Below are 26851 nucleotides of genomic sequence, written 5' to 3' on the forward strand. Positions count from 1 at the left end.
GTCACATTCACAACAGCTGACTGTGCTCCTGTCGTGCCGCCATCGCCATCCGTTACCGTAATACTCAAGGTGCGGCTCGCTGTCGGGGTATCGTCGTTGTTGTAGAATGTCAACGACTGCAGAAGAGCGTCAACATTCGTCGGCGTGGCGCTGCTGTTGAAGGTGATGACAAGGTCCTCTCCGGATCCTGTCGTGCCTGTCGTGGTCCCGATCGTCCCGATGGTCGTCCATGTTGAACCATTGCCAACCTGCACATCAGTTCCGGAGCGCTGGATTGCACCCGACACATTCATCACGCTTGTCGCTATCGACACCACATCTTCACTATCCAGACCGCTTACCGTCAGCGTGCCGCCATCCAGATTCACGGAATCCACATCACCAAAGATGAGATCACCATCCATCAACGATGCCACAGCGTTCTCGAGAACCGTGCTTGCGTCCAGTCCCGTCAATGTCGGCGCGTCATTTATGCCGGTTACTGTGATGACCAGTTGCCCCGTATCCGTTCCACCCTGACCATCGGATATAGTGTATGTGAATATGTCCTCGGCTGTAACACTTGCCGCAAGTGCATCTGCAGCCGCCTGATCAGCCACATAGCTATAACTGCCGTTACTGCCTACTGTCAGACTCCCGTATTCAGCCCTCAAGACACTTCCGACAACACCTGCCGCACCCGAAGAACCCAGCCGTATGCCTATAACGCTCAATGTACCGCCGTCATCATCGCTGTCAGTAGTTCCGTCAGTCAGGACATTACCGGACACTGCAGCGTCTTCCGCAACTGCTTTTGCGTCATCAGAGGCTACCGGGTTGACATTCGCTACTGCCCCTGTGGCAGTGGTGATGATATCATAAGACCCCGTCCAACTGCCATAGGAATATGTAGTAACTCCATTGTTTGTCCCCGATGCATAAGAATCCTGTCCCGGAAGTATCTGGATGGTCACGCTTGCTGATGTATACGCCCCGATCTCATACCAGAGCGCAGGCCCTATGCTCGAATCATCGGTATATATGTAACTCCCCCATACTGAGCCTGATGGAACGGAACCCGATGAGTTGCTGAGACTCATCGAATAATATGTCCATACTGTGTTTCGATAGGTATTGGTATAAAATGTATCAGTCAAATTCATAGCACCTAAATCAACAACCGAAACAACATCAACATTCACCATCAAGGCACTGCTTGACAGCGAACTGCCATCCCATGCCTTGATGGTGAATGCGGCGAGGTTACCATTGGCATCTGTAGTGGGCGTCCACACAAGACTTTCACCGTTTGAAAGCAGCGTCTCCCCCTCCCTTACCGCACTCCCGTCTTTGGTAAGCGTGCCGCTCGTTACCGATTCAATACGAAACGACAGGGTATCACCCTCAACATCAGCCTCGTTGGTTGCCGCCGCAAGAGTTGCGTAACTTACGACATAAGGAATGTCTTCTATGCCTCCAGCCAGATTTTTTACTTCTGTCAGCGTCGGTGCCTCATTGACATCAGTAACCGTTACCGCGACCGCTTGATCAACATGAAGCGAGCCATCACTGGCCCGGACAGTGACTTCATAGACATTGTTACCGCCATTATCCGCTGGCGATTCATAATTCGGGGCAGTGACGAAGGTGAGCACTCCGGTGCTGCTGTTGATTGCAAACTGCGCTTGATCAGCACCGTCAACGACACTGTATGTGAGCGTTGTACCTTCGACATCGGTAGCAGCAACGGTCTGCACCGCAGTCTGATTCTCAGCAGCAGACACCGATACAGGTGAACTGAAAACCGGCACATCGTTGACCCCGGTCACGGCAATTACCGCCTGCAGGCTCGAGCTCAGCGTCCCGTCGGTCACGCTGACCCTCAACGCACGAGATACCGTGCTGTCCTGAGCGGCAGTGTAGGTAATCTTGCCAGCCGTTCCGAAATAGGTATTCAAGTCTGCAGCACTGCCTGCGAATGTCCTCGCGGTTCCGCTGCCCCCGATGGTGATGCCGGTTCCGGTGGAACCTGCAATCGTGCCGTCGTCTACACTGAGCGTTACGGTCAGCGTGTCCCCATCGATATCAGCGAATGGTGTGCCGGTAAAGGTGAGATTGCCGGCAACATCTTCGGTCACGGTGAATGAGGGCACGACACCCGCACTGGAAACCACCCGTGCATTGTTGTAATCCGCCCAGATGAATGCCCCCGTAAGCGGGTTCCTCGTCAAATAGGTCGCATTGCCGATTGCAGCAGTATCGCCCAGGGCGGGCGTCTGCATGGTCCAGCTACCGCCCCCGTCGACGGAACTGTTGTCGTAGACGAAACTGCCGTCAATGAGGCTGTAGACCCTATAGCCGGCATTAATGCTCATCACATACAGATACTGGCCGTCAGAAGCCGCACCATGGCTATCCTTCGGAAACTCAACGGTATCGTATATAGTAATATCCTGGACATGAGTAAGAGTCAGTCCATCGTCAGACACTGAGTACAAACGGACCAGGGTATCATAGTTTCCATCCTGCTGACCCAGCACCCCGATCCGGCCATCGGGAGTGGTGAAGAGGTTTCCGTGCATCCACCAATCACCAATCAACAGGGGATGGCCCTCCGGAACGGTTACGCTGGAAACTGCTGCGGTTGACCAGTTGGAAGTGGCAATGCGATAGAGTCCATTGTTAGAATCAGAATTAACATTATAACTCCTGAAGTATATGGCCCCGTCAAGGTAGACCATCTGGTTCCAGCCCACAGGAAGCTCCGCAACTTCGCGGGTATCAACCATTGTCCCCTCCATGGTGAAGCGGACGATAGTTAAAGAAGACGCGCCGCTATCGTCAGCGATGTACATATAGGTGCCATCGGTGGCAATACCACGAATGGCGATGCCGGAGGCAGGGCTCCCGTCTGCATTTTTCAGGGCGATGCCTGTCGAGCTTGCCTGCTGGATAAGATCGGAATCGGGATACAGGAACAGCGGGTCATTAGCTCCAGTGAAATTGACAGTATATGTCTGAGTGGCTGTAAGCGACCCGTCGCTCACGCTAACCGTAAAACTGTCCGATGGGGCCGCACCGGCAGGGAGCGCATCAACACTGGCCACAACGGGTACGAACAGGTACTTGCCAGTAGTGCTTTCGATGTATATGGTTCCATAGCTACCGGCCTTGCTGACATCGTAGGTTACGCCTCCGGATGTATAGCCGCCACCCGTGGTACCGGAACTCACCCCGTAAGTCAATGTGGTACCAGCGTCCAAATCATTGCCCGACAGTTGCCCAGACAGGCCACTCGTTGAACCAAGGGTGCTGCTGTTAGCCATATCGGCAACTCCCCCTGCGGACACGGAAGAGATGAGCGGAGCATCGTTCATTCCGTTCACGGTAAACACCAGTTCTGCCGTATCGGTCAGGCCCCCGTCAGAAACCGAATAGGTAAAAGTATCCGTTGCAGACAATCCGACGGCAATAGCATCTGCCGCACTTGTATCAGCGCTGTATGAATACGAACCGTCCGCGTTGATGGTCAAGGTCCCGTAGGTACCGGCAAGCGATTGACCCACTGTACCCGACGTACCGGAATCGGCCTCCGTCCCGGTCCTGATGGCACTCACCGAGAGCTGGTTCACGAGCGTGGGGGAACCGGCCAGTGTCAGATCATAGTCGCCGCTCTCCGACGTCACGGTTCCGTCCTGAGCCCCGGACATGTCCCAATGGGCCGTTCGGGTGGTTGTGCCGTCACCGGCAGTGATACTCACGCCATAATAGGTGCCGCTGAACACCTGGGAGGTGCTCCAGCCGCCGCCGACGCTGTCCTGCTCCTGACCCAGAACCAGCACGCCGTCAGAACCAAGCGAAGAGTTGGTAAAATGGGTCGTCAAGCTTTTCTGGACGCCGTCCAGGTAAAAAGCGGTTGCCCCGGTGGCGCTTATCCAGGTAAAACGCAGAGTATGGACATTGCCGTCCAGAAGTTCCGCGCTGGTTATGCCGGAATCGTTTAAAGCGGTATTACCGAACCACCAGTCCAAGCTCCCGGAACTGCCGTAATTAGCATCGAAAAGCAACTCATTAGTACTACCGGTTGCGGCGGCATAAGAGAATATGGGCGCGTCGCCGCTACTGTCGGTGCTGGAGAATATTATCGATATATCAAGTGATGTTGCTCCGCCGAGCAGCGTCGTCCCCGCAGGTCTTTCGTCAAAAACCAGCCCCTGATTGGTCGTAGAGCCGTTGTTGACCGTTATCCCCGTGGTCTGGAAATCCCGGTCCGTATCGTTCAGGAAAACATTGCCGGTACCCGTTGCGTCCTCACTGACGGCTGCCGAATCAGCACCCGCGACCGGCGCGTCGTTGGTGGCGGCGACGCTCACCAACTTGGTTACGACCACCGAACCGACCGATCCGTCATTCACCACGAACGAAACCGTCCTGGTGCTTTCGGTCGGCGTCTCACTCGTGTTGCGGTAGGTCACCGCACGCAGGGCCGCCTGCATCTGCGCAGCAGTAACCCCTCCTGAGGAACTCAAGGTCAGTACGCCCGTGGCCGAGTCGTAACTGCCCGTCAGGTCTCCCATCGTCGAACTGTCGTTCGCGAATGCCAATATATCTTCACCACTCTTGAAATTACCCGTGATCGACACCGTAGCACCGGTCAGTATTTCGCCCGAGCGGGCGAAAACCGTAATGCCTTCGTCGATCTTCTTCGCATCAGCGGAAGACGACGCCGAAGCGGATTCTGTAAAGGCCGTCGTCCCGGCGCTTGCCGTTACCGCAGGGGCGTTGACACCGAGGGTAACGAGACTTAAACTTCCGAGACCTGCCAGCGTCACGGTATTGGCTGTCGCGTCCACCGTACCGCCAATAAACATCCAGGTCGAACCGCTGTCTGTTGAGGTGTACAGCTTGAGGTCACTTTCGCTCAGGCCGTTCAGTTCCTGATCGTCGTAGTGGAATACGAGAGTGGCGTTCAGGCCTGTATTGGTGATCGGGGTAAGGGTATAGGAGCGTTTGAGGGTGACTGGTTCGGTATCTGCAACATGGGTGCGGGTGATGATGGTGCTCCCCATATCGGCTACGGTAGTGATCTCGGCCCCAAGACCGGCAACATCCACTCCGCTGATGTTGCTGAGGGTGCGGGTTGTGGTGATGCTTCCGGAAGTACCGTAAGCTCTTCCGCCGTCTTCGACCAGCATGGCGCTGCCGCCGAGGGTGATGACCTGCCCGTTGAGATCGAGGTCGTTCTCCAGGATCAGGGAACCGTTGACCGTAAGGTTTGCCGAGAGGGTGAATGTGGCCCCGGTTCCGAGCAGGAAATTGTTGACGGTTGCAGCGGAACTCAGCGTCGGGCTTGAGCTGCCTGCATAGGAATAGATACCGACATTGTCCGTGGAAACGGGAACGCTGCCGAGACTCCAGTTCGTTGCCATCGCCCAGGCGGTCGAAGAGGTGTTCAGCCAGGTATTGAATGCCACGGAAGCCACCCAGTCGGTCACCGAATCCATGTTGACGAGGGTGCCGTCATGCCCTCCGCCCGAAAAGTCCTGCAGGACGGAGCCGGAACTGTTGTCGAAGTTGTAATAGGCTGCCAGCCCGCTTTCGTTGCCGGTGAGGCTGCGCATCATTGTATCGCGCAGCTCGGAGGCGCTGAGAGCCTTGTCCCATAGGCGGAACTCGTCGATCCGACCATTGAAAAACTGAGCGATGTTGTTACTGTCCGTCCTCGAGGCGCCTATGTAGAAATAGTCGAGCTGCATCAGGTTCTCGCCGAGCGTGAACATACCGGCAGATACCCCGTCAATATAGAGCGTGTGGACGGAGCCGGACTTCACCGCCGTGACATTGTGCCACCGCCCGTCGTCCACCCTTACCGTAGAGGTCACCGACCCTTGAGTATCGGGATATATCGTTCTGACGATGAAGGTGAGGGTCCCGTCGCTGTTGACGCACAGGTCGAGGTATTTTTCGTCGGCGGTGTTCTCGCGGGCGTAGAAGATGCTCTGGTTCAAGGCCGTATCGGCAGGCTTCACCCAGGCGCTGATCGTGTAGTCGGAATCATAATTGCTGCCGTAGAAATCGGTGAAGGAACCGAGATTGACATAGTCATTCGTCCCGTCGAAATCCAGCGCATTCTTCGGTCCGAACTGGGCGGCGGAGGTTACCCGGTCGGCATCATCCATATTGAGCAATGTGCCGTCGGCGCCCCCTCTGGCATCATATAACAATGTTCCGGAGCTCTCATTGAAACGGTAGTACGCTACAAGGTCGCCGCCACTGACAACCATATCCGGCAGTTCCCGGTACATGTACTCGCGGATTTCGGCTTCGCTGCGGGCGGTGTCCCAGATTTGAAACTCATCGATCTGACCATCAAAGTATCGATCATTGCCGTTAAAAGCGCGACCGATGGTGAAGCCATCTTTTGGCGTAAATGCAGCAACGCCTGTCTTTTCCCCTACCAGTAGGCCATTGACATAGACTTTGATATAGTTGTCTGCAGTCGTAGCGTCGGCACTGACAACCATTGATACATGCGACCAATCATTCGCAGGGATCAGGGAAGTGTCTATCCTGACCGAAGACCAAACCTGTTCAACTCCCGTGCCAATGGTGAACACTATTCCGGCACCTTCTGGTTCAGCACTATTATATAGCCCAAAATTAATGCCGGCCGTGCCGCCGCTTGCCAAAGAGTCATAATGATCCCCGGCAATCCCTCTGTAGTTTGTCCATGCGCCATCAGGGTTGACCCAGGCAGAGATTGTGAACGTGTTGCCGAGCGTCGTTTGATTAATTCCCAGATCGACATAGTCATCCACTCCGTCAAAATCCAGCGCCTGATTGCCATCCAGTATGCTCACGAGGACTTCTCTCGGGGCTGAGGTCAGCGAACCGTCGCTAACCTCATAGAAAAAGGTGTCGATGCCGGTAGCAGCAGCATTCGGCGTATAGGTGAACGCGCCCGCAGCAGCATCAGTCCATGTCAGCGTACCTTTCAATGGAGCACGGGTCGTGCTGAAGGTAAGGGTGCCGGAAGTATCAACATCATAGGCAGGAAGGATCCCTGTCCCTTGATCGGTCACCAGGGTATCGATGTAGTAGTTTGTGACGAACTGCGGGTTGCCGGAAAGAGTGCCGGTATAGGTCCCGTTGGAGCTCTTTATGGTCGATGACCCCTGTTCATCGAGGCGGAAGTTGGCAACGAGGTTTGCGGTAGTGCTGGCCAGGCGTGAGGACATTGCAGCTGCTATTTCCGCTGCCGAACGGGCGACATTCCATATGCGCACATCATCAATCATCCCCTTGAATTCACTGACAACGGCACCGTCATATTGGTATTCCGCACCTATTATGAGAGGGGTACTGTCTCCTCCTACTGGATTTGAGCTATAGGAAATTGCCTCCCCCAACTTGACACCATCAACCAGAAAAGTAAGCGTCTTGTTCGCAGCATCCCTTACGAAGGAATAATGATGCCACTCTCCGGCATTGACAGACGCCGCAATGGTTGAGGTCAGCGTAACATTCGTGCCTGTACCATACTCCCAGAAAACATTCAGGGTCTTGTCGGTGTTGATCCTGAACAGGTATAGGATATTGTTCGAACTCTGGCTGTTGTCAATACTGCCTAACCCCTGCAGAACCAGAGTACTTGGTGCGGAATTATGGTCCAGAGACTCGAAGTTTGCCCAGGTTTCTACCGTCAGGTCTCCGGTTATCTGCAGGGCGGCATTAGCGCCGGCGTTCACATAGTCATCTGTCCCGTCGAACACCAGCCCCATGCCGGTGGCTCGCTGCACGGGAGAAGCCGCGGTCGTTAAGGATGCTCCACCGTAAAGTGTTCCATTGAGACGGCTCGGACTGGAATCGACCGCCACACTGCCGCCGGCGTCGTTGAAGGTGTAATAGGCCTCGAGACCCGCTTCCGAACCATTCAGCTCGGTGTTCATGGTCGCGGCGATTTCTGCTCCGGAAAGTTCTCGTGAATAGATGCGCAGGTCGTCTATCCGGCCGTCGAAGAAATAGTTCGATGAATACTCCCAGCGCCCGATGGCGGCCGATGAGGTGACATTTTGCGAAACAGAGCTTCCCAGAACCTGCGTCAACGTCTGCTCTACGCCGTTGAGGTACAGCTTAGACTGCGTGATGTCCCCGTTATTGAAAACTGCCGCCACATGTACCCACCGGTTCTCGAGACCGATCGAACTGATACCCCATATATCGCTTGTCCCCGAATTGAATCCGAAATAATTCGAGGCGAAATAAAGGTCGTACGGAACATCCCATCCGAACGGCATGCCGCCTGCCCCGTCCCAGTTCATCCAGAACGCCACCGTCGTCTTGGCATTGGCGGTCGTCGTGTCCACACCGAGCCCTGACAGGGCGACATAATCATCTGCTCCGTCAAGCACCAGCGCACCGGCACGCTCCGACACGGGAGCACTTTCAGAGGTCCTGTCGGTAGAAACAAAGTTGGTCAAGGTGCCGTTGTTGGCTGAAGGACTCCGGTCATACGCCGTTGTTCCTGAGGGCTCTTCAAAGTCCCAGGACCCCACAAGCCCCTGTTCGGTGCCGGAAAGGCGGGAATAGAGGCTGGTGGTGATTTCGGTATCGGTACGGGCATCGCTCCAGATACGGACTTCATCGATAAGTCCATTGAAATGGGTGCCGGCGGGACGGCCCCCTATGGTAAGCGGTTCAGTCGTTGGCTCAGGCTGACCGGCAAAAGTGCTGGCAGCATAGGTCGAACTCACACCCGCCTCGCTGGTAAGGATTACCTTGAGCGAAGTACCGCTCTTGATGAACGCCAGATGGCTCCACTGGTCCACAGGTGCATCAAGGCCGGTATCGACCCAGACCCAATCAAGTGAGGCGTCGTCGTCATTGAGCGCATAGTAAATGCTTCCATCTTGACGCCACGCTATTTCATAACTGTTTTCCTTATTAAGAATCATCCCCCCATCTGTACTGCTGGAACCGCTCCCCTGCGGCATAATCCAGGCCTCGATGGTGAATGAACCGGAAAGATCCAGGGCGTCGGAATCAGCTACGACTACCTTATCATTCACTCCGTCAAAATCAAGAGCCTGACCGGACCCTACAGCGGGTGCATTGTCGCCAAGGATCCCGCTATAGTCGTCCGACACAATCACATCTGCATCAATCGTACCCACCTCATGTTCGAGTTCCCAGTCACCACCGAGTGCTGCCGAGCCAGTATCATCAGTTGATGCGGCAACATCCGCTCCGGTGATTTGGCTGAAACGCAGAACGAAATCACTGTCCTGACCGATGTCGCAGCCATAGAGCAGTATGTCTCCGTCGGCCGAGAGTGAACGCCCGATGGCGGTAAGCTGCGAAGCGTAGAAGTCTATGGTATCTGTGCTGAGTGTGTCGCTGCCGATCCTGAGGGAACCCGAAGTACCATGGCTGAGGATATGCACGGCGTCGATATCCGTCCGGGTGTTGAGGATTTCGGTGATCTGGGCGATGCCGGAACTGCCGGCGTCAATCCGGTACACCTCAACCCTGTCAGGCAGGCCGGAGACGAGGCTGTCGGCCTCAGGAACCGAGGCGTCGACGAACGCTATTTCATGGCGGGCATCAGCGCTGCCGTCTGCAGCGGGAACAATGTCAAGCGGATGAACTTCTGCTGCAGCATCTAACGGGGAGGCAGCTGCATCAGCGCTGTCAGCCGTATCGTAAGTATCAGCCTGCGTTTCAGGGCTGTCCGTGGTCGCATCCTCGGCATCGGCCGTCGGCTCCACCTGCGCGCGTTCAACAGTACCAGCATCGCTGTCGGCCGTAAGGGCTTCCTGAATGAGGTCGCCGGCAAGCACTGCAGCGGCAGCATCAAGGAGTATGCGAGGTTCAAGGGCAAGAAACATCCCTTTACCGCGCCTTTTGTTGTCAAGCGGACCGCTCATGAACAAAGGGGGAAAACGGGAAAATTCATACTACAGTAAAGTTAATATTAATATCACAAAACATATGCAAAGACCGTAGCCCTCAATCCTCACATTTCCTCACATTTCTGACATTGAAGCCTCAATGACAGCGTGCCCGCGAACTCCACGAAACCAAACTCGCGGCGATAGTTTGCATCAACAGGACTCGGTAAAAGACACCCTATGCCTGAATTGGAGGGAACAGGCGGTTGATGTATATTTAGGTTTTTGAACCATTCATCCCAACCTCCCATGCAGGTTCGCCTCATTGCCCTGACTGCACCGCAAATCGACATAGAGGGCCAAAGCCTTACCGCCGAAGGCCTCATGGCTTACTGTGCGAGGGTATCGAGCCCGCATCAGGAGAGCACCGACTATGAGAAGCTCCTTGCCTACTGCATCGCGCACAAGCACTGGAGCATCTTCGAGATGGCGGACATGACGGTCGAGATCGTGACCTCCCGGGCGATTTCTCCACAGATTCTCCGTCATAAAAGCTTCCAATTCCAGGAATTTTCCCAAAGATATGCGCAGGCGCAGTCAATTGAGCGCTACACGCCGCGCCGGCAGGACAGCAAGAACCGCCAGAACTCGCTCGACGACCTGCCGCCGGAAACGGTTGCGTGGTTCGACCGCGCACAGGAGCAGATGGCAAAAGAGAGTATGGCTCTGTATGAGGAGGCGCTGGAGAAGGGCATAGCCAAAGAGTGCGCACGGGCGCTGTTGCCGCTGGCGACACAGACAAAACTCTACATGAAGGGGTCAATCCGCAGCTGGATACACTACCTCGAGGTGCGCACCGACCCATCAACCCAGAAGGAGCATCGGGACATCGCGGATGGAATAATGGCAATATTCGTCAAGCAGTTCCCTGTTACAGCCTCAGCCCTTGGTTGGAGCTGAACTCCGGAAAGCAAATATCCGCCAGCCCTTTTTAGACTTCCACCCTCATCATGGCAAGGGTCTTGGCGAGGCGTTGCTTGAGCTCTTTGCGATGGACAATCATGTCAACAAACCCGTGTTCAAGCAGGAACTCAGCACGCTGGAACCCTTCGGGGAGATCGCGCTTGATGGTGTCGCGGATGACTCGGGGGCCGGCGAAGCCGATGAGTGCTTTGGGTTCGCTGATGTTGAGGTCGCCGAGCATGGCAAAGGATGCGCTGATGCCGCCCATGGTGGGGTCGGTCATGAGGGAGATGAAGGGAAGTTTTTTCTCGCCGAGGCGGGTGAGGCGTGCGGCGGTTTTAGCCATCTGCATGAGGCTGAAGGCTCCTTCCATCATTCTGGCTCCGCCGGACTGGGAAATGACGAGGAGAGGGGCGTCAAGCTGTATGGCCCTGTCGGCGGCACGGGCGATTTTCTCTCCGACGACTGAACCCATTGAACCTCCAATGAACCCGAAATCCATGGCTGAGACAACGAGATCGGCTCCTTCACACTTACCGTAGGCGTTCCGTACTGCCTCGGTTTTTCCGCTTTTCTCTATGGTGTCGTGCACGCGGTCGGGGTAGTGCTTGGTGTCGGTGAAGCTGAGGGGGTCGGCAGCACGGAGGTTCTGGTCGAACTCCGTGCACTCACCCTCATCAAACAGCAGGGAAAAATACTTGTATGGGGCAATCCTGAAATGGTGTGCGCACTGGGGACAGGTAAACAGGTTGTCTTCAAGCTGTTTCTTGTGCAGCATGGCGCCGCAGCTGTCACACTTTGCCCACAACCCTTCGGGTGTATCCCGTTTGTCGGTAGTGCGAATAGAGGGTGTTACCCGTTTGAACCAGGCCATCTTTACAATTAAGACTAAAGGTTATACATTAGAGTACAAGATATAAAGTCGGCACCACAATCTCAAAAGAGCCTTCATGCTCCCCCTTGACATCAGCCATTTATTAAAGGAGCCCGCTTCTTGCTGAACCTGAGAAAACTCCTCATCTCGACTTTCCTTCTGGCCTCCTTTTCAGCCACACTGGTCACAACGGAAACCGGCGCCGCCCCCCGGACGGTAAGGGTATTGCCCGACACGCTGTCGATTCCCATGCAGCGCTATGAGCTTCTTCCTGCCATGCGTCCGGCAAGGAAAACGGTTGGTCTGGCTCTTTCCGGAGGAGGAGCCAATGGTCTGTCCCAGATAGGAGTGCTCAAGGCGCTTGAAGAAGAAGGGGTTCCTGTTGATTTCATTGCGGGCACAAGCATGGGTGCCGTCATTGGAGGGCTCTACAGTTGCGGCTACACACCCGGCGAACTTGAGACGATAGCCCATACTCTTCCATGGGAATCTATTGTCAGTATAGGGAACAACAACTACTCCCGCTCCAATATCTTTCTTGAACAGCAACGAGTGCGTGACCGCTCCACGATAGCCATCCGTTTTGAAAAACTGAAGCTCATCATCCCCCGTTCACTCAGTTCCGCACAGGCCCTGACCGAAACACTCGACATTCTGGCGCTCAACGCTCTCTATCCGGTAACAGATAACTTTTCCTCCCTGCCGGTTCAGTTCAGGGCGGTCACGACCGACCTGATATCGGGCGAACGGGTCACACTGTCATCCGGCCCGCTCTCAGAAGCAATGCGGGCAAGCAGCACCATTCCGGTTCTGTTTTCCCCCATTGCGCGCGGTCAGCGCCGTCTGGTTGACGGGGGTCTGGTTGCCAACCTTCCGGTGGATGAACTGGAGTCGTTCAACGCAGGCTACAAAATTGCCGTGGATGCGCACGGCAGCATGTATTCCACGGGTCGGGAACTTGACCTTCCCTGGAAAGCCGCCGACCAGGCGCTGACAATCCTGACGAAACTCCAGTACCCGGCACAGCTTGAGAAGGCCGACATCGTCATCCGCCCCGAATTGGAAACCCACATGGCTACTGACTTTTCAGATATCGACAGTCTTGTCGCCTTGGGATATTCGAAAGGCAAAGCTCTGGCGGGCACCATCAGACGGGGCGTTGAGAAGCAGCAAAAATCGTCCCCTTCTGGTAGATCGATTGCAGGGCACACCAAAAGGATCAGCTTTCCCACAGAGAGCCCTGAGTTCATTGAACACTACCACATCGTTTCAGGCATTGTCCGCAATGCAGTCGATCCACGCACCGCACTTCGCGAACTGCTTGAAACAGACCTGTTCACCAGAGTGTATGCAGAGGTTGATGCCCGAAAAAAACAGACCGTTTTCCACCTCACCCCCCTGCCGGCCATCAGGAGAATACAGATCAGCGGCGGCCCTCCCGGCGCACTCTCGCCTGATGAACAGCGGGCGTGTTTCTCGCCACTGATGGATCGCGTCTACACCAACAGAGCTGGAACCAGAGCCCTTGAAAGCCTTGTGAGGGCTTACCGCGACAAAGGCTACAGCCTCGTCTACATCACGCGCACCGGATTTACCGGCTCCACACTGCAGGTTCGGGTCAGCTCCGGCAGGGCCGATGCAATCACCGTGTCGCAGGACCGCAACATTACCGGCCCGACTCCGGTAAACCGGGAAATAAAGGTCGACACAACAACAGTGGTTCGTCTCCGAGAGGCCCGTTCTTCGGTCAAAAACCTTTATGACACAGGGGTGTTCAACCGTGTTTCGGTATCGGCAGAATCCTCCGCCGAGGGAGATGACAAACGTACCCTCCTGAAGTTCTCACTGGATGAAAAACCCGCCTCGGTGCTCCGCATAGGACTTCGTTACGATGAAACCAGCAATGCCCAGTTCCTGCTTGATTACAGGAATGAAAACCTTGCAGGAACAACCAACTCGCTGGGAGGATGGCTGAAAGTTGGCAGGAAAAACAATGTGGCGAACATTGAGTACAACATGCCACGCATCGGCTCGACCAACTTCACCATGTCTTCAAGGCTGTTTTACGACAAACATGATTTTGAGCATGCAAACATTGTCTTCGACAAACAGTTTTTCCACACCCGCTCATTCAGCAGCGGCTCTTATGACATTCAGAAATATGGCTTCAGCACGGCATTCGGCACCCGAATCCGTAAAAACGGAAAGTTCATTGCCGACATCACCCTCCAGAACTCCAGATCAAGCACTGATAGGGAGGGGCTTGAGGGATTCGAGACAGAGACCATGGATCTGCTCTCCATCGGCTCCCGGCTCACCATAGACTCCCGCGACAACGCCCTGATAGCAACAGCGGGAAACTATACCGACCTTCGCTACGCCATCACCACGCCGGCCATGGAAAACAAGAATCCCTTCTGGCAATTCTCCGGAACGCATGAGCACAACATCCCCGTCGGCGAGCGCACAACCCTGCAGCTCTCAGGCATGTTCGGAGTAAGCAGCGTCGCAGTCCCCCTCTCGGAAAAGTTTTTCCTCGGCGGTCCGGGAACATCCTACAGCCGTCGGTTCATCGGTCTGAAGGAAAATGCCCTCCCGGGCAACAACATTGCTTCGGCGGGGCTGCAGCTTCAGTACCAGCCACCATTCGACATCATCTTCCCCGCTGCGCTCCGCTTCAACTACAATGCAGGAAATGCCTGGGAAAACCGCGACGAGATAGCGCTGGCAAGACTTATTCACGGCATAGGAACCAGCCTTGTCTGGGAAACGCCCATCGGGCCAGCGAGGTTTACCGCAGCAAAAGCATTTTCGTTCCTTCGTGAAGCGGATGAGCAGGAATCATCCACCTTGCGTTTTGCCGACACAGTCTTCTATTTCAGCCTCGGTCACGACTTCTGAACAGATGAAACCATATACATGACAAAACAGGATAGACGACCCGAAATACTGGTGTGCAATGATGACGGCATTGAGGGAGAAGGCATTCATGTGCTTGCCGCCTCAATGAAAAAACTTGGCAATGTAACTGTAGTGGCACCTGCCGAACCACATAGTGGAATGAGTCACGCCATGACGCTCGGCGTGCCTCTGCGCATCAAGGAGTTCCGGCGCAACAACCGTTTTTTCGGACATACCGTCTCAGGCACCCCGGTTGACTGCATCAAGGTGGCCCTGAGCCACATTATGCCCGTAAAGCCCGACCTGATTGTATCGGGAATCAACTATGGAAGCAACACCGCCACCAGCACCATATACTCCGGAACCGTTGCCGCAGCGCTTGAAGGGGCCATTCAGGGCGTCACCTCCATTGCGTTCTCTCTGACCACTTATGAGCATGCCGACTTCGCCTATGCAGGAAAATTCGCCCGAAAGCTTGCCCGCAAAGTGCTGCAGAAAGGGCTGCCTGCTGACACGATCCTTTCTGCCAACATCCCCAATGTCCCCGAATCCGACATTGCCGGGGTGGTTATTACACGACAGGGCCGATCGCGCTGGTCGGAGGATGCAATTGAGAGAAACGACATGTACGGCAATCCCTACTACTGGCTGAACGGAACCCTGAGGCTGCAGGACAGCGAGATGGACAAGGATGAATATGCCGTCCGGCGGAACTTCGTGACCATCACCCCCCTCTCCTTCGATTTAACCAACAGGGACTTTCTCGGCACACTTGAACAATGGAAACTGCAACAATAATCGCGTGAACACATTTCTTCTCGACTACCGCCACATCCTGACCCCGAAAAAAGGATTTTCACAGCTTTTCCGTGACTATACCGCTGAAGGGGCACACCGCAACACCCTTCTGGCAGAATGCTTTCATCTCGACTATCAGAAAGAGGCGGATTACTACCGGCAGCTCGGCCTTCTCTCCTCAAGACGCTTCAACCGCGACGCCCTGGTCGACATGCTCCTCGCTCAGAACAGAAGCTACGGATGCACTCCCCTGCAGGAGCAGGAGATAGAAAAACTCCGTTCCCCGCGGTGCATGGCGGTCGTCACCGGCCAGCAGCTTGGACTCTTTACCGGCCCCCTCTACACCATATACAAGGCACTGACGGCAATTGTGTTTGCCGAACGCCAGAAATCCCTGTTTCCAGAATATGATTTTGTTCCCGTTTTCTGGCTTGAGGGCGAAGACCACGACTATGATGAAGCTGCCACAACAGCACTTTTCAGAGGCAACAGTGTTACAAAGTTCAGGGCCGACACAACTCTGCGCGAGCAGGACCAGATGACGGCAACCACCATCTTCGACAGCTCCATCCAGGAAACTCTCAACGGGTTCCTTGAAGCGCTGCCGGAGAGCGACTTCCGGGAGGAAATTGCCGCACTCCTGAAAGGGTGCTACAGGCCGGGAGCAACTGTTGAGCACGCCTTTGCCTCCACACTGATGCGGCTGATGCACAAACAGCCGCTGATACTGCTCTCCAGCTTCGATCCGGCCTTCAAACAGCTCTCAGCCGAGATCTTTGCAAAAGAAATAGACACCGCGCCGGCAACATCCTACAATGTGGTTGCACAGAGCTCCAAGCTGGAACAGTTGGGTTACGGGGCACAGACCAAACCGCGGGCGGTCAACCTCTTCAGCCTGAACCATCTGGGGCAGAGGGAAAGAATAGAAAAACCTTCAGGGGAAACATTCACCATTGCCTCCGGCCGGCAGCAGTTCTCAAAACACCAGATGCTTGAAGCGGCGCAGGACCATCCCGAACGGTTCAGCCCCAATGTGGTGCTTCGCCCCATTGTGCAGGATTTCGTGCTCCCCACCTTCGCCTACATCGCCGGACCCGGAGAGATCAGCTATCTGGCGCAGTACCGAAAAAATTACGAACATTTCGGCATCACCATGCCCTTCATAGTCCCTCGCGGAAGCTTCACACTGGTGGAGCCGAAAATCAGCCGCATCATGGACAGAATGCTGCAGGTAACCGGCCGACCCGGCTTTTCACGGCAGCAGATCTACCATGCCGTCTTCAGCGAGCTTGAAGCAATGAAAACCAAAGCCGTGGCAATGGCTGAAAACCGGACAATTGAGCCTGTATTTGAACAGGCGAAACAGGAGATTCAGAACGCACTGGACGCTCTGGGACCGGTGCTCTCGAAAATAGATCCGACGCTTGAGGGAATGCTTGCGGCCTCAAAGGCGCAGGCCGGGAAAATTGTGGAGGGAATAGAGCAGAAAACCTGGAAGGCGGGGCGGAGAAAACACGATGAACTCCTCGACCAGATACAGAGAGCTGAGACTGCACTCTTCCCTGAAGGGATACCTCAGGAAAGGCTCATCAATGTTTTTTATTACCTGAACAAATACGGTATGAGCCTTATCGACACGCTCAAAAACCAGCTGCAGGGCCATGCCACGGAGTCCCACATCATTGTGGAACTGTAGAACTTCCCGGACGGGAACCCTCAGGAGCTGCAGAGCGAAATACCATCATTGCTCTCCCGGCTGAGGAGCTGACAGCAACGACAGACGAGAATGCGGAGTTCATCTGCGGAAATCCCTTCACAGAGCTTCTCTACAACAGCAGCAATCTCTTTCTGGTACTCCTCGGTTTTGGGTAATTGGAGCCCCCGTTTTTTATGGATATACTGTGATACGGCAGCAGGGGTCACACCCAGAATCTTTGCAGCCTGTGACTGTGTCATACCGGTCTTCACAAGACCTATGGCAATATCGGCGCGAATTTGCGGCAAATGGTACCAAACGGCTTTTTCGCAGGGAAATATCACGATAACTCTGTCTAAAAGGTTACTCTTCAGTCATGAACACTTCATTCAGATCCATAGCCGGCTGGACGCTTCTTCTCCTGTTGCTGATCCAGTTCATTCCTCTCCGCCGCATCAATCCTGCAGCAACAGACAGCAACAGCTTCAAAGCCCCGCAGCCAATACAGCGCGTTGTGAAAACCGCCTGCTACGACTGCCATTCATATGAAACCCACTGGCCCAGGGCAGCGTATATAGCGCCTGCCTCATGGGTCATCTACCGAACCGTGTCGGCAGGCAGAAACGCACTGAACTTTTCTGAATGGGAAAGTGCAAAGAACGAAAAAACAGAAAAATTACGCACAACAATGCTTCAAACTGTTGAAAAGGGGACTGCGCATCAAAGGCTCTACTACCTCTGGAAACCTCAGTCAGCACTCTCGCCCAGAGAGAGAGGAGCTGTCATCACCTGGCTCAAAGCCTCACTTCAAAAACCCTGACAGATGCCTAAAAATTCAGGCAGTACCCCTCTGGATAAAACTTCTTGATAATGGAAATCACCTCTTCAGGATCATCTTCAAGATAGATGAAACCAAGATCGGGGGGGGAAATAAAGCCATTTTCCTGAAGCATCGACTCCTGAACCCACCGATAGAATCCCTCCCAGTAACTTTTCCCCACCAGAATAACCGGGAAGCGCTCACTTTTTCCCGTCTGGATGAGCGTCATCGCTTCAGACACTTCATCAAGCGTGCCGAAACCTCCGGGCAATGCAATAAAGGCCTGTGAGTATTTAAGAAACATCACCTTCCGCACAAAAAAATACTGAAAACTCACCAGTTTGTCAACATCAATATAGCGGTTTGCCGCCTGCTGATTGGGCAATTTGATATTGAATCCGATGGAAACTCCCCCGGCCTCCTGCGCACCTCGGTTAGCCCCCTCCATCACGCCGGGCCCTCCTCCGGTAATGACCGAAAACCCCTCCCGGGCAAGCATGCCTCCGAGCGTCCGGGCAAGTTCATATTCCCCGCTCCCCTCATCCACCCTCGTTGAGCCGAACACGCTGACAGCGGGTGCCGCATCACCCATAACTTCAAATCCGCTGACAAACTCAGCCATTATTTTAAAAACGCGCCACCCGTCAACCATAAAGTCACTTCCCTTCTCACCCTGACCGGAAAGCACAGGCGGAGAAACGGGTTTTCGGGGCTCTTTGCCCTGATTTATTTTATCCATTGAACAGCTCCCCGTGGTTGAGATGCTAGAGTTCCAGAAAGTTCCGGATAAGATGCCGGCCCTCGTCGGTCATGATGGACTCGGGATGAAACTGGACTCCGTAGAGTTTGAGCTCCCGGCTGTCCATTCCCATGATGACCCCGTCTTCTGTCCATGCCCTGATGGTCAACTCAGCCGGAAGAGTTGCGCGTTCAACAATCAGCGAATGATAACGGGTTGCAATAAAGGGGTTGGCAAGATCCCTGAACACACCCTCTGAATCATGGAACACCGGTGAGGTTTTGCCGTGCATGATATGCTCCGCACGAACCACCCTGCCTCCAAGTGCCGCCGCAATGGACTGATGGCCGAGGCAGACGCCGAGCAGGGGGATTGTCTCCTTCACTGCATTGATGAGGTCAACAGATATGCCGGCTTCGTCAGGAGTTCCAGGCCCCGGAGAAATCACAATCTTTTCAGGAGCGATAGCAAGAACCTCCGCAACACTCAGCTCATCGTTGCGGAATACCCTGACCTCGGCACCAGACAGGCCGATATACTGCACCAGGTTATAGGTGAAGGAATCATAATTATCAACAACAAGAATCATCTGTACTGCATTGCTTAAGAGTTATTCCGGAATACTGTGATTCGGAGCATCGGCCATAAAACGAAACAGCGCTTCGTAGGCGGCACTCATCACCACACCCCTGCGGGCCATTACTTTTCGGGCGGTCTGTACCGCAGGCTCAATGCCGTAGGCCTCAAAGCCCCCGCTGCCACCCCAGGCAAATGAGGGAATCTCCTTCGGAGGAAACCCTGCGCCAAACACATTGGCTGCCATACCGGCCACGGTTCCTGTATTGAACGCCGAATTGATGGCAGAGCGGCTGTGCTCGCCCATCAGCAGACCAAGAAACTGAAGCCCTGTCTCATAGTGCCGGCCACCCTGAAGAATACGAACCGCGCTGTAGTTGTTTTTCAAGTCGGAAGTACTGGTTCCGGCACCAAGATTGCACCAGTGCGAAAGATAGGAATGACCAAGAAACCCGTCATGCTGCTTGTTGGCATAGGCTTCAATGATGCAGTCCTCCACCTCGCCTCCGATTTTCGAACCCCGTCCGATAGACACATTACTGTATACCCTGGCACCCGCTTTTATTCTGCATGAGGAACCGGCATAGACATTCTGCATCACCACTGCCTGCGGTTCAACAATGGCGCCCTCGCCAATGGCAACAAACCCCTCCCCGCCGTCTATCACCGCCCCGGCACGCACAACTGCTCCCGGTGCCACAAAAACATTTGAAGGGTTGACAATCACGGCCGAAGGGTGAACAGCTCCCTCAATACGGCCAAGCGGAAGGAATGAGGCATCGCGCAACAGTTCATCGGTATGGAGGGCAACCGCATCCCAAAGAAACGAGAGCAGGCGGAACCCCTCAACTGAAATGCAGCGAAGGTCGGCCTTCAGCCGTTCCCCGTCAAGACAATCGTCAAAAAGGCCATCTGCGTCAAGAACAAGCGACGCAGGGAGACGGGCAAAGAGCAGTTCACCATCCTGCACCAGTGCGGTTCCGCTTTCGGGAACGCTGCGTGCAATGAGTTCCCCCACTGCCGCATCGCAGATAATCCGTCCGTTTACAAGCAGAAGATCATCATCAACCACACTGTTGACCTGAACATCGGGGAAACTCTCCCTGTAAACAGGGGCCAGAGCGCGCCGGAGATGGAACGAAAGATTCATGCCCGGCAGATGCCGCTCAAACTTCTCGCGAATGGTCCGGCACCCTACAGTCATCCCGTAGACCGGCTTGAGCGCGACAAGAGGCATCAGTCGCCGCACTTGTCTGTCTTCAAAGAGAACTACCTGCATAATTCATTCATCTCATTTCACAATGGGTGCCGGTGGGTATTTTCAATATGCATTTTAAACGCCGTATAACCTATAAGCGCACACATGAACAACATAGACGATACTCATGGGAAAAGACCCTTGCCGCCCACAGGATTAAAAATAAAAACAGCACCACGCAAAGCCAACGCAAAAGCAGTGCGCCACAGAACAAAAAAGCAATAACACCATGCGTCTACAGCAAAGCGGTGTATTCATGAGGAAATAACGAACCAGCCCCAAAACACTCATATTACTGTACCATCCGCACCACGAAAGAGTGTTTTTCACCGAAACAAGTAAAAAACATTCTTCTTTTAGTAAAAAATTGCCGATATTACACCAAACAATGCGCCAGACAGGCGCGAATTACTGTACCCCCCATCAATACGGTATCCATGCAGGGCCGCAATCTAAACAGTACATCTGACACCATCTGGGAAAGCAACCACAGCAGTGAAGGCTACAGGAAAAAACTGGCCCTTGTTGAAAACAACATACTGTTGAGCTGGGTTGAGGCTGAAGAGGATATCATCCTTGACATCATGGACCTCAACATGCTGCAGCAGGCCGTCAGAGATGCAAAACTTGAAACAACACCGGTCATACTGCTCTATGATCTCAGCCATATCGGCCGCATAACGCTCAAGTACAAACAGTCAATAGCTGATCTCATCTTCAATTGGAAATCGGGGATAGATCTCATAGTTTTTTTCAACATACCCGAACCCATTCGGATTCTGACAGAATCTTTTGCAGCTGTCGTCCCTGACACCATCCCTGTTCTTCAGGCAGGAAGTTATGACGAAGCTCTCTTTGCGGCACGGGCCCACAATGCCGGCAGTGCCTTGGTTCTCAATGGCGAAAGCACTCTTACGAATGAAGAGTCTGCCGCCAAAAACGAATTTCTTGCGGCTGTCGCAAGAATATCATGGATGGGTATGCTTGATCAGCATATTTCTATCCCTGCACACGAAAGCCGCGATCACTCTTACTTCAAAGCGCTGGAGGCCCTGCAGTCCGACCTCAGGATAAAAGAGAAAGAGAAAGAACGCGAACTTGATCAACTCACAGCCAACCTTGAACAGCGAATAACACACATGGTGATAAAAATGAATGCACAAACCGAAATGAACAGAAAAGCCGGTCGTGACTCCGAAAAGGAAATTGCAGAACTCAAATCCCGCATTGCCAGTCAGGACATTGAACTGACAAGAGTATCAACGGCAATCGCAGAAAAAACCACAGCCCTGCGCAACCTTCTCGATCAGATTTACGCTCTGGAGATTGACCCGACACAGAAACGCCAGATGACCGATGCCTGCCTGAGCCTTATTGAAACGGAAACCATTGAAAAAAGGCTCAACATCGAGCTGACCGAATCCGATTCAGTCTTTCTCTCAAAGCTGCAGAAAAAGCATCCCAACCTCAACCAGCGGGAGCTTCGCATCAGCCTGCTTGTCAAACTGAACTACGACACGCGCGAAATCGCCCGCTCCGTCGGTATTTCAACAAGAGGAATGGAGAGCATCCGCTACCGCATGCATAAAAAACTCGGTCTTGGGAAACATCAGTCAATCAAGACCTATCTGTCCGACCTGGCAGTCACCATGTAACAGCCTTAAGCAACTCTCCTCTCCCGCCATGCAGGCAGAGAGAGAAAGACACGGGAGGGGAGAAGTCAGGCAATGCAGAGGCTTTTGATGTTGACAAACTCGCGTATGCCATAGCGGGCAAGTTCACGCCCATAACCAGATTGCTTTACCCCGCCGAATGGCAGCCTGGGGTCAGACTTGACCATACCGTTGATGAAACAGCTTCCCGCATCAAGCCTGTCTGCAATGGACAGCGCGCGCTCACGGCTGGAGGAAAAGACTGCTGAACCGAGTCCGAAAGGGGTATCATTGGCAATGCGGACCGCCTCATCATCGTCCTGCGCCTCAATCAGTGTGGCAACCGGCCCGAACAACTCTTCGCTGTATGAAGCCATGCCGCGTTTCACTCCGGCAAGCAGGGTCGGTGGATAAAAATATCCTTTCCGTTCCGGAATCGTTCCGCCTGTGAGCAGCCGGGCTCCGCCCCGAACACTGCGCACAACCTGATCATGCAGCTGCAGGCGCAAATCTTCTCGGGCAATCGGCCCCACCTCCACTCCCGCTTCAAACGGGTCGCCCATGAGAGCACCCTGCATGCGTTTGAGGAGCAGTGTTTCAAATTCATCAACAACTGCGCTGTGAACAATGAACCGCTTGGCTGCAATGCAGCTCTGTCCGCTGTTCAGAAGGCGGGATGCAGCGCAGTGGTTCACCGCCGAGTCAATGTCGGCATCGTCAAGTACGATGTAGGGATCGCTGCCGCCAAGTTCCAGCACGCTGCGCTTCAATGCACGCCCCGCTTTTGTGGCAACAGCACGGCCCGCTTCCGTACTCCCGGTTACCGATACGGCACAGACCGATGGATGGTCAATGATGAATCCTGTCAGCCGGTCAACATCGTCAAGATCAATATGAACTGCCCGGTAAAGATGTTCAGGAAATCCAGCCCTCCGCAGCAGGCTCTCCATGGCTATGGATGATCCTGTCACATTGGGGGCGTGCTTGAGCAGAACGCCATTGCCGGCCATGATTGCAGGAACGGCAAAACGGAACACCTGCCAAAAGGGAAAGTTCCAGGGCATGACGCCAAGAACCAGCCCCATTGGCTCAAATTTCACCAGTCCCTGCATCCCGTCCACCTCAGTCTCTTCAGGCTGCAGAAACTGCTCGGCGTGAAGGGCGTAATAGTCGCATACCCAGGCAGATTTCTTTACCTCCGCCACAGCCTGCGAAAGCGGCTTGCCCATTTCAAGGCTTATCAGTTCAGCATGCCTGTCAGCCTCCTCGGTGAGCAGCGCCGAGAGGCGCTGCATGCATTCCCGACGGTATAGTGCATCCGTTTTGCGCCAGGTATGATAATGGCTGTCAGCAAGGGCAATAACCGCCCCAAGTTCTTCCTGGTTCATGGCAGGATAGCTTGCCAGAGGCTCTTCTGTCGATGGGTTGATGGTAGTAATCATAGGTAGAAGGGAATTTCAAGAAGAAACAGGTAGTTGGTAAAACTGTAAAGTAGGGGATTTCATCCGTTTGAAAAAACCCAACTCTTCATTGCAGTCTCAAAAGACCATCTCAATCATCCTCTTCGAGTGACTCAAGGAGCAGCAGATAGCTCTCGTAACGGGATGGCTGGATAAGACCGCTCTCCACAGCGTCCCGGACGGCACAACCGGGCTCAACGGTATGGGAGCATGAGGAGAAGGCGCACTCCGGCATAAAGGGAAGAAATTCACTGAAATAAAACCGGAGATTCTCCCTGCTGATGCCCGACAGACTGAACTCCCGGATGCCCGGGGTATCAATGACACGCCCTCCCGAGGGCAGGGCAAGCATCACTGAGCGGCTTGTCGTATGCACCCCTTTGCCGGTCTTGATGCTGGTTTCAGATGTTTTCAGCCGTTCTTCTCCAAGCAGGAGATTGATGATGGTTGATTTACCTACTCCTGAATGGCCGCTGAAAGCCGACACACTGCCGGCGAGAATATCGCGGAGTTCATCAATTCCTGTCCGCTCAAATGCACTGACATAACAGATGTGGCAACCAAGCCCTTCATAGAGCTGCATCACACCCCTCGCCGTACCATCCTCATCAAGGTCCATCTTGTTGACCACAATGACGGGATGAAGCTGCTCAGATTCCGCAAACACAAGGTAGCGGTCAATGAGCCGTTGGCTGAGTGGAGGCTCGAAGGCTGACACCACAACCACAAGCTGGTCAATATTGGCCGCAATGACCTGAATCTTCTCCCTGCTCCGGTTGCGGCGAAGGTCGCGTTTGCGGCAGAGCTGGCTTCGGCGCTTCTCTACCGACACGATAACCGCTTCCGGCATCTCCTTCCCGCTGACTGAATGACGAAGCTCCACCCTGTCGCCAACAGCCACCAGCGACTCATCGTCATTGGCGGAACGGGTCGCGGAAACTGTCCGGCAGCGATACACCACCCCTCCGTCATCTTCCACGAGGTATGATGCCCCTGCAACTTCAACAACCATGCCGGACACCGCTTTTTCTTCCACTGCCGAAGATTTCGTTCCCATGTGGTGTTGTATCACTGTTTTGTTCTTCCCCTCTACCCTATATCCGCAAGAGTGTCCCGTTGATGCAGATGGCGCATATACCAGTCGCGAATCATCCGGTGCCCCGGCTCTCTCAGCTCTCCATCTTCGGCAACCAGACTGAAGGCTGCCTCCCTGGCAGACTGCATGATATCAAAATCCCTCGTCAGATCAGCCATTTTTAATCCGCTGAGGGTCCCCGACTGCTCCTTGCCCAAAAGATTCCCCGCCCCCCGTATGGCGGCATCAATTTCCGAAATAACAAATCCATCGGTGGTGGAAGCCATGGCATCAAGCCGTTCTTTGCCATCAGAGGTCAGTTTTGCATAGAGCAGAAAGCAGCTTGAGGCTTGAGTGCCCCGGCCGACGCGTCCCCTCAACTGATGCAGTTGCGCAAGACCGAACCGCTCGGCATGCATAATAACCATAACTGTAGCGTTCGCAACATCAACCCCGACCTCAATGACCGTCGTACCCACAAGAATATCAATCAAACCGCTGCGGAACTGCTCCATGACCACCTCTTTCATATCAGGGGTCATCTGTCCATGAATGAGCCCGAGACGAAGGTCCGGGAAAACAGAAGCCGACAGCTCATCAAAACTCTCGACCGCCGCCTTAAGGTCCACCTTTTCAGACTCTTCAACCAGAGGATAGACAATATAGCCCTGCCGACCTGCCGCCACCTCGGCACGAAGGAACTCAAACACGCGCGGCTTATCAGCCTCCTGCTGTACAAGAGTGCGAACCGGCTGTCTTCCGGTGGGCATTTCGCGGATGAGGGAAACATCAAGATCGCCGAACACCCCCATGGTGAGAGTCCGGGGAATGGGGGTTGCGGTCATGAGCAGAACATGCGGGTGCTGTGCTTTATCCTGCAAGGTTTTTCGCTGCAGAACGCCGAACCGGTGCTGTTCGTCAATGACCACCAGCCCCAGACTGTGAAAATCCACATCGTGCTGGAGCAGGGCATGGGTTCCCACCGCAATATGCACTCTTCCTTCCCGGAGCTCCATGAGCAGCGCCTCGCGAACCTTTTTTGGCTGACGGCCGGTCAAGAGACAGACCTGAATGCCCAGAGGCTCGAACAACCGCTTCATTCCAAGCCAGTGCTGCACGGCCAGAATTTCAGTAGGTGCCATAAAAACCGACTGCAGATTGTTGTCGGCGGCAAGCGCCATGGCGAACATGGCAACAATGGTTTTCCCCGATCCCACATCACCCTGCACCAGCCGCTGCATAGGGCTCTCCCCTTTGAGGTCGCGATAAAGTTCACGGATTGCATTTTTCTGGGCGCCAGTCAACGAATAAGGCAGAGCTGCATGAAGGGCTGCAGTGAACTCACCCGAATGGCTGAATTGCACAGCCGTTCGGGTATGTCGAAGAGCGCGGCGGCGAAGCGCAAATGAGAGCTGTGCATAAAACAGCTCAGTCCACTTCATCCTGTACTCCGCCATCTGGAGCCGTTCGGGAGAAGAGGGTTGATGAAGTTCACGATAGGCCTCTGAGAGCGGCATAAGACCATGGGCCTTCAGAATCCCGCTGCTGAGGTTCTCGGTGCCGCCCGGCTGCCGAATGTCAAAAGCGCGGGCAATAAGTCCCCGAAGCTGCCGGGAGGCGAGCCCCGAACGCTTCATTGCCTCGCTGGTTGGGTAGAGCGGAATGATTCTCCCAGTATTGAAAAGCTCCGCGTCACTCCCCTCTTTGTCTCCATCCGCGCCCTCTCTGCCGAGACGGTCGAAATCGGGATGCTGCATCTGCGCCTGCCGGCCAAAATAGCCAACTTTGCCATACACCGCCAGAATGTCGCCGGGAACAATAGCACGGGAGAAATACCGGGCTCCTCTGAACCAGGTTAAATCCAGCACACCCGAACGGTCAGCCAGCTTTACCTTGAAACGCGCCATTCCCCGCCCCCCCTGCTCAATACCTGCAGAACGAACCGTCCCCACAACCGTCGCCATTTCGCCCATCCGAAGCCCCGCAATGCTGTTCATTGCCCGGCGGTCAAGGTAACGGCGCGGCCAGTAGTCAAAAAGATTTTCAAGGGAGCTGATGCCAGCCTCTTGGAGAATTTCAATTTTTTTGGGTCCAAGCCCCTTCAGGGCCTGCAGGGAAGAATTATCCTGCATAGGCAATCAAATTGTAACTGGACAGGAATTCTTGTATA

15 protein-coding genes are annotated in these 26851 nt (G+C 54.3%); 6 read left to right on the top strand and 9 right to left on the bottom strand.

Features of this window, described 5'->3' with window-relative positions:
* The coding region (locus EKD02_RS07290; RefSeq protein WP_126384749.1) for a LamG-like jellyroll fold domain-containing protein at positions 1 to 9905 on the bottom strand (9905 nt) is incomplete at its 3' end.
* Between the two features lie 273 nt (positions 9906 to 10178).
* On the opposite strand from EKD02_RS07290, the gene thyX reads away from it, so the two are divergent.
* A complete protein-coding gene (thyX, locus tag EKD02_RS07295; protein ID WP_126384751.1) occupies positions 10179 to 10829 on the top strand; it encodes an FAD-dependent thymidylate synthase in 651 nt (216 codons plus the stop codon).
* Between the two features lie 31 nt (positions 10830 to 10860).
* Here thyX and accD read toward each other — a convergent pair whose 3' ends face one another.
* On the bottom strand, positions 10861 to 11706 hold the full coding sequence (gene accD / locus EKD02_RS07300; RefSeq protein ID WP_126341739.1) for an acetyl-CoA carboxylase, carboxyltransferase subunit beta: 846 nt from the start codon (positions 11704 to 11706) through the stop codon (positions 10861 to 10863).
* A 276-nt stretch (positions 11707 to 11982) separates the two neighbouring features.
* Here accD and EKD02_RS07305 point away from each other — a divergent pair, with 276 nt between their 5' ends.
* From EKD02_RS07305 to bshC, 3 genes are read left to right on the top strand one after another with little or no spacing between them, the layout of a single operon-like run.
* Positions 11983 to 14607 (top strand): patatin-like phospholipase family protein, encoded by a 2625-nt coding sequence (locus tag EKD02_RS07305; protein ID WP_244924420.1) that lies wholly within the window; start codon positions 11983 to 11985, stop codon positions 14605 to 14607.
* 18 nt (positions 14608 to 14625) lie between these two features.
* Positions 14626 to 15405 (top strand): 5'/3'-nucleotidase SurE, encoded by a 780-nt coding sequence (gene surE, locus EKD02_RS07310; RefSeq protein ID WP_126384754.1) that lies wholly within the window; start codon positions 14626 to 14628, stop codon positions 15403 to 15405.
* 4 nt (positions 15406 to 15409) lie between these two features.
* The gene (bshC, locus tag EKD02_RS07315) at positions 15410 to 17101 is read left to right on the top strand and encodes a bacillithiol biosynthesis cysteine-adding enzyme BshC (protein WP_126384756.1); all 1692 of its coding nucleotides are present in this window, start codon (positions 15410 to 15412) and stop codon (positions 17099 to 17101) included.
* A 20-nt stretch (positions 17102 to 17121) separates the two neighbouring features.
* Here bshC and EKD02_RS07320 read toward each other — a convergent pair whose 3' ends face one another.
* A complete protein-coding gene (locus EKD02_RS07320; RefSeq protein ID WP_126341742.1) occupies positions 17122 to 17445 on the bottom strand; it encodes a transcriptional regulator in 324 nt (107 codons plus the stop codon).
* A 32-nt stretch (positions 17446 to 17477) separates the two neighbouring features.
* On the opposite strand from EKD02_RS07320, the gene EKD02_RS07325 reads away from it, so the two are divergent.
* Positions 17478 to 17921 (top strand): heme-binding domain-containing protein, encoded by a 444-nt coding sequence (locus EKD02_RS07325; protein WP_011889668.1) that lies wholly within the window; start codon positions 17478 to 17480, stop codon positions 17919 to 17921.
* Positions 17922 to 17928: 7 nt separating this feature from the next.
* On the opposite strand, the gene EKD02_RS07330 is transcribed toward EKD02_RS07325, so the two are convergent.
* The 3 genes from EKD02_RS07330 to EKD02_RS07340 are packed head-to-tail and all read right to left on the bottom strand — an operon-like array spanning position 17929 to position 20515.
* Complete coding sequence (locus tag EKD02_RS07330) at positions 17929 to 18660, bottom strand: LOG family protein (RefSeq protein ID WP_126384758.1); 732 nt, start codon at positions 18658 to 18660, stop codon at positions 17929 to 17931.
* 25 nt (positions 18661 to 18685) lie between these two features.
* Complete coding sequence (locus EKD02_RS07335; RefSeq protein ID WP_126384760.1) at positions 18686 to 19249, bottom strand: aminodeoxychorismate/anthranilate synthase component II; 564 nt, start codon at positions 19247 to 19249, stop codon at positions 18686 to 18688.
* A 21-nt stretch (positions 19250 to 19270) separates the two neighbouring features.
* Complete coding sequence (locus tag EKD02_RS07340) at positions 19271 to 20515, bottom strand: GlmU family protein (protein WP_011889665.1); 1245 nt, start codon at positions 20513 to 20515, stop codon at positions 19271 to 19273.
* 416 nt (positions 20516 to 20931) lie between these two features.
* Between EKD02_RS07340 and EKD02_RS07345 the strand changes: the two genes are divergently transcribed.
* Positions 20932 to 22149, top strand: coding sequence for a helix-turn-helix transcriptional regulator (locus EKD02_RS07345; RefSeq protein WP_126341746.1), 1218 nt, complete (start codon positions 20932 to 20934; stop codon positions 22147 to 22149).
* Between the two features lie 65 nt (positions 22150 to 22214).
* On the opposite strand, the gene EKD02_RS07350 is transcribed toward EKD02_RS07345, so the two are convergent.
* From EKD02_RS07350 to recG, 3 genes are all read right to left on the bottom strand, one after another.
* On the bottom strand, positions 22215 to 23588 hold the full coding sequence (locus EKD02_RS07350) for an NAD-dependent succinate-semialdehyde dehydrogenase (protein ID WP_011889663.1): 1374 nt from the start codon (positions 23586 to 23588) through the stop codon (positions 22215 to 22217).
* Between the two features lie 109 nt (positions 23589 to 23697).
* Positions 23698 to 24663 (bottom strand): ribosome small subunit-dependent GTPase A, encoded by a 966-nt coding sequence (rsgA, locus tag EKD02_RS07355; RefSeq protein ID WP_126384762.1) that lies wholly within the window; start codon positions 24661 to 24663, stop codon positions 23698 to 23700.
* A gap of 32 nt (positions 24664 to 24695) precedes the next feature.
* Positions 24696 to 26813 carry an ATP-dependent DNA helicase RecG gene (recG, locus tag EKD02_RS07360; protein ID WP_126384764.1) on the bottom strand — a complete coding sequence of 706 codons (2118 nt, stop codon included), beginning with the start codon at positions 26811 to 26813 and terminating at the stop codon, positions 24696 to 24698.
* Positions 26814 to 26851 lie beyond the last annotated feature (38 nt).

This window comes from Chlorobium phaeovibrioides, from assembly GCF_003968655.1.
GTDB classification, from domain to species: domain Bacteria; phylum Bacteroidota; class Chlorobiia; order Chlorobiales; family Chlorobiaceae; genus Chlorobium; species Chlorobium phaeovibrioides.

What these genes read in the sequence shown, in the direction of transcription:
- thyX (WP_126384751.1), top strand. Translation starts at nt 10,179, where the DNA reads ATGCAGGTTCGCCTCATTGCCCTGACTGCACCGCAAATCGACATAGAG.
- accD (WP_126341739.1), bottom strand. Translation starts at nt 11,706, where the DNA reads ATGGCCTGGTTCAAACGGGTAACACCCTCTATTCGCACTACCGACAAA.
- EKD02_RS07305 (WP_244924420.1), top strand. Translation starts at nt 11,983, where the DNA reads ATGCGTCCGGCAAGGAAAACGGTTGGTCTGGCTCTTTCCGGAGGAGGA.
- surE (WP_126384754.1), top strand. Translation starts at nt 14,626, where the DNA reads ATGACAAAACAGGATAGACGACCCGAAATACTGGTGTGCAATGATGAC.
- EKD02_RS07325 (WP_011889668.1), top strand. Translation starts at nt 17,478, where the DNA reads ATGAACACTTCATTCAGATCCATAGCCGGCTGGACGCTTCTTCTCCTG.
- EKD02_RS07330 (WP_126384758.1), bottom strand. Translation starts at nt 18,660, where the DNA reads ATGGATAAAATAAATCAGGGCAAAGAGCCCCGAAAACCCGTTTCTCCG.
- EKD02_RS07335 (WP_126384760.1), bottom strand. Translation starts at nt 19,249, where the DNA reads ATGATTCTTGTTGTTGATAATTATGATTCCTTCACCTATAACCTGGTG.
- EKD02_RS07340 (WP_011889665.1), bottom strand. Translation starts at nt 20,515, where the DNA reads ATGCAGGTAGTTCTCTTTGAAGACAGACAAGTGCGGCGACTGATGCCT.
- EKD02_RS07345 (WP_126341746.1), top strand. Translation starts at nt 20,932, where the DNA reads ATGCAGGGCCGCAATCTAAACAGTACATCTGACACCATCTGGGAAAGC.
- EKD02_RS07350 (WP_011889663.1), bottom strand. Translation starts at nt 23,588, where the DNA reads ATGATTACTACCATCAACCCATCGACAGAAGAGCCTCTGGCAAGCTAT.
- rsgA (WP_126384762.1), bottom strand. Translation starts at nt 24,663, where the DNA reads ATGGGAACGAAATCTTCGGCAGTGGAAGAAAAAGCGGTGTCCGGCATG.
- recG (WP_126384764.1), bottom strand. Translation starts at nt 26,813, where the DNA reads ATGCAGGATAATTCTTCCCTGCAGGCCCTGAAGGGGCTTGGACCCAAA.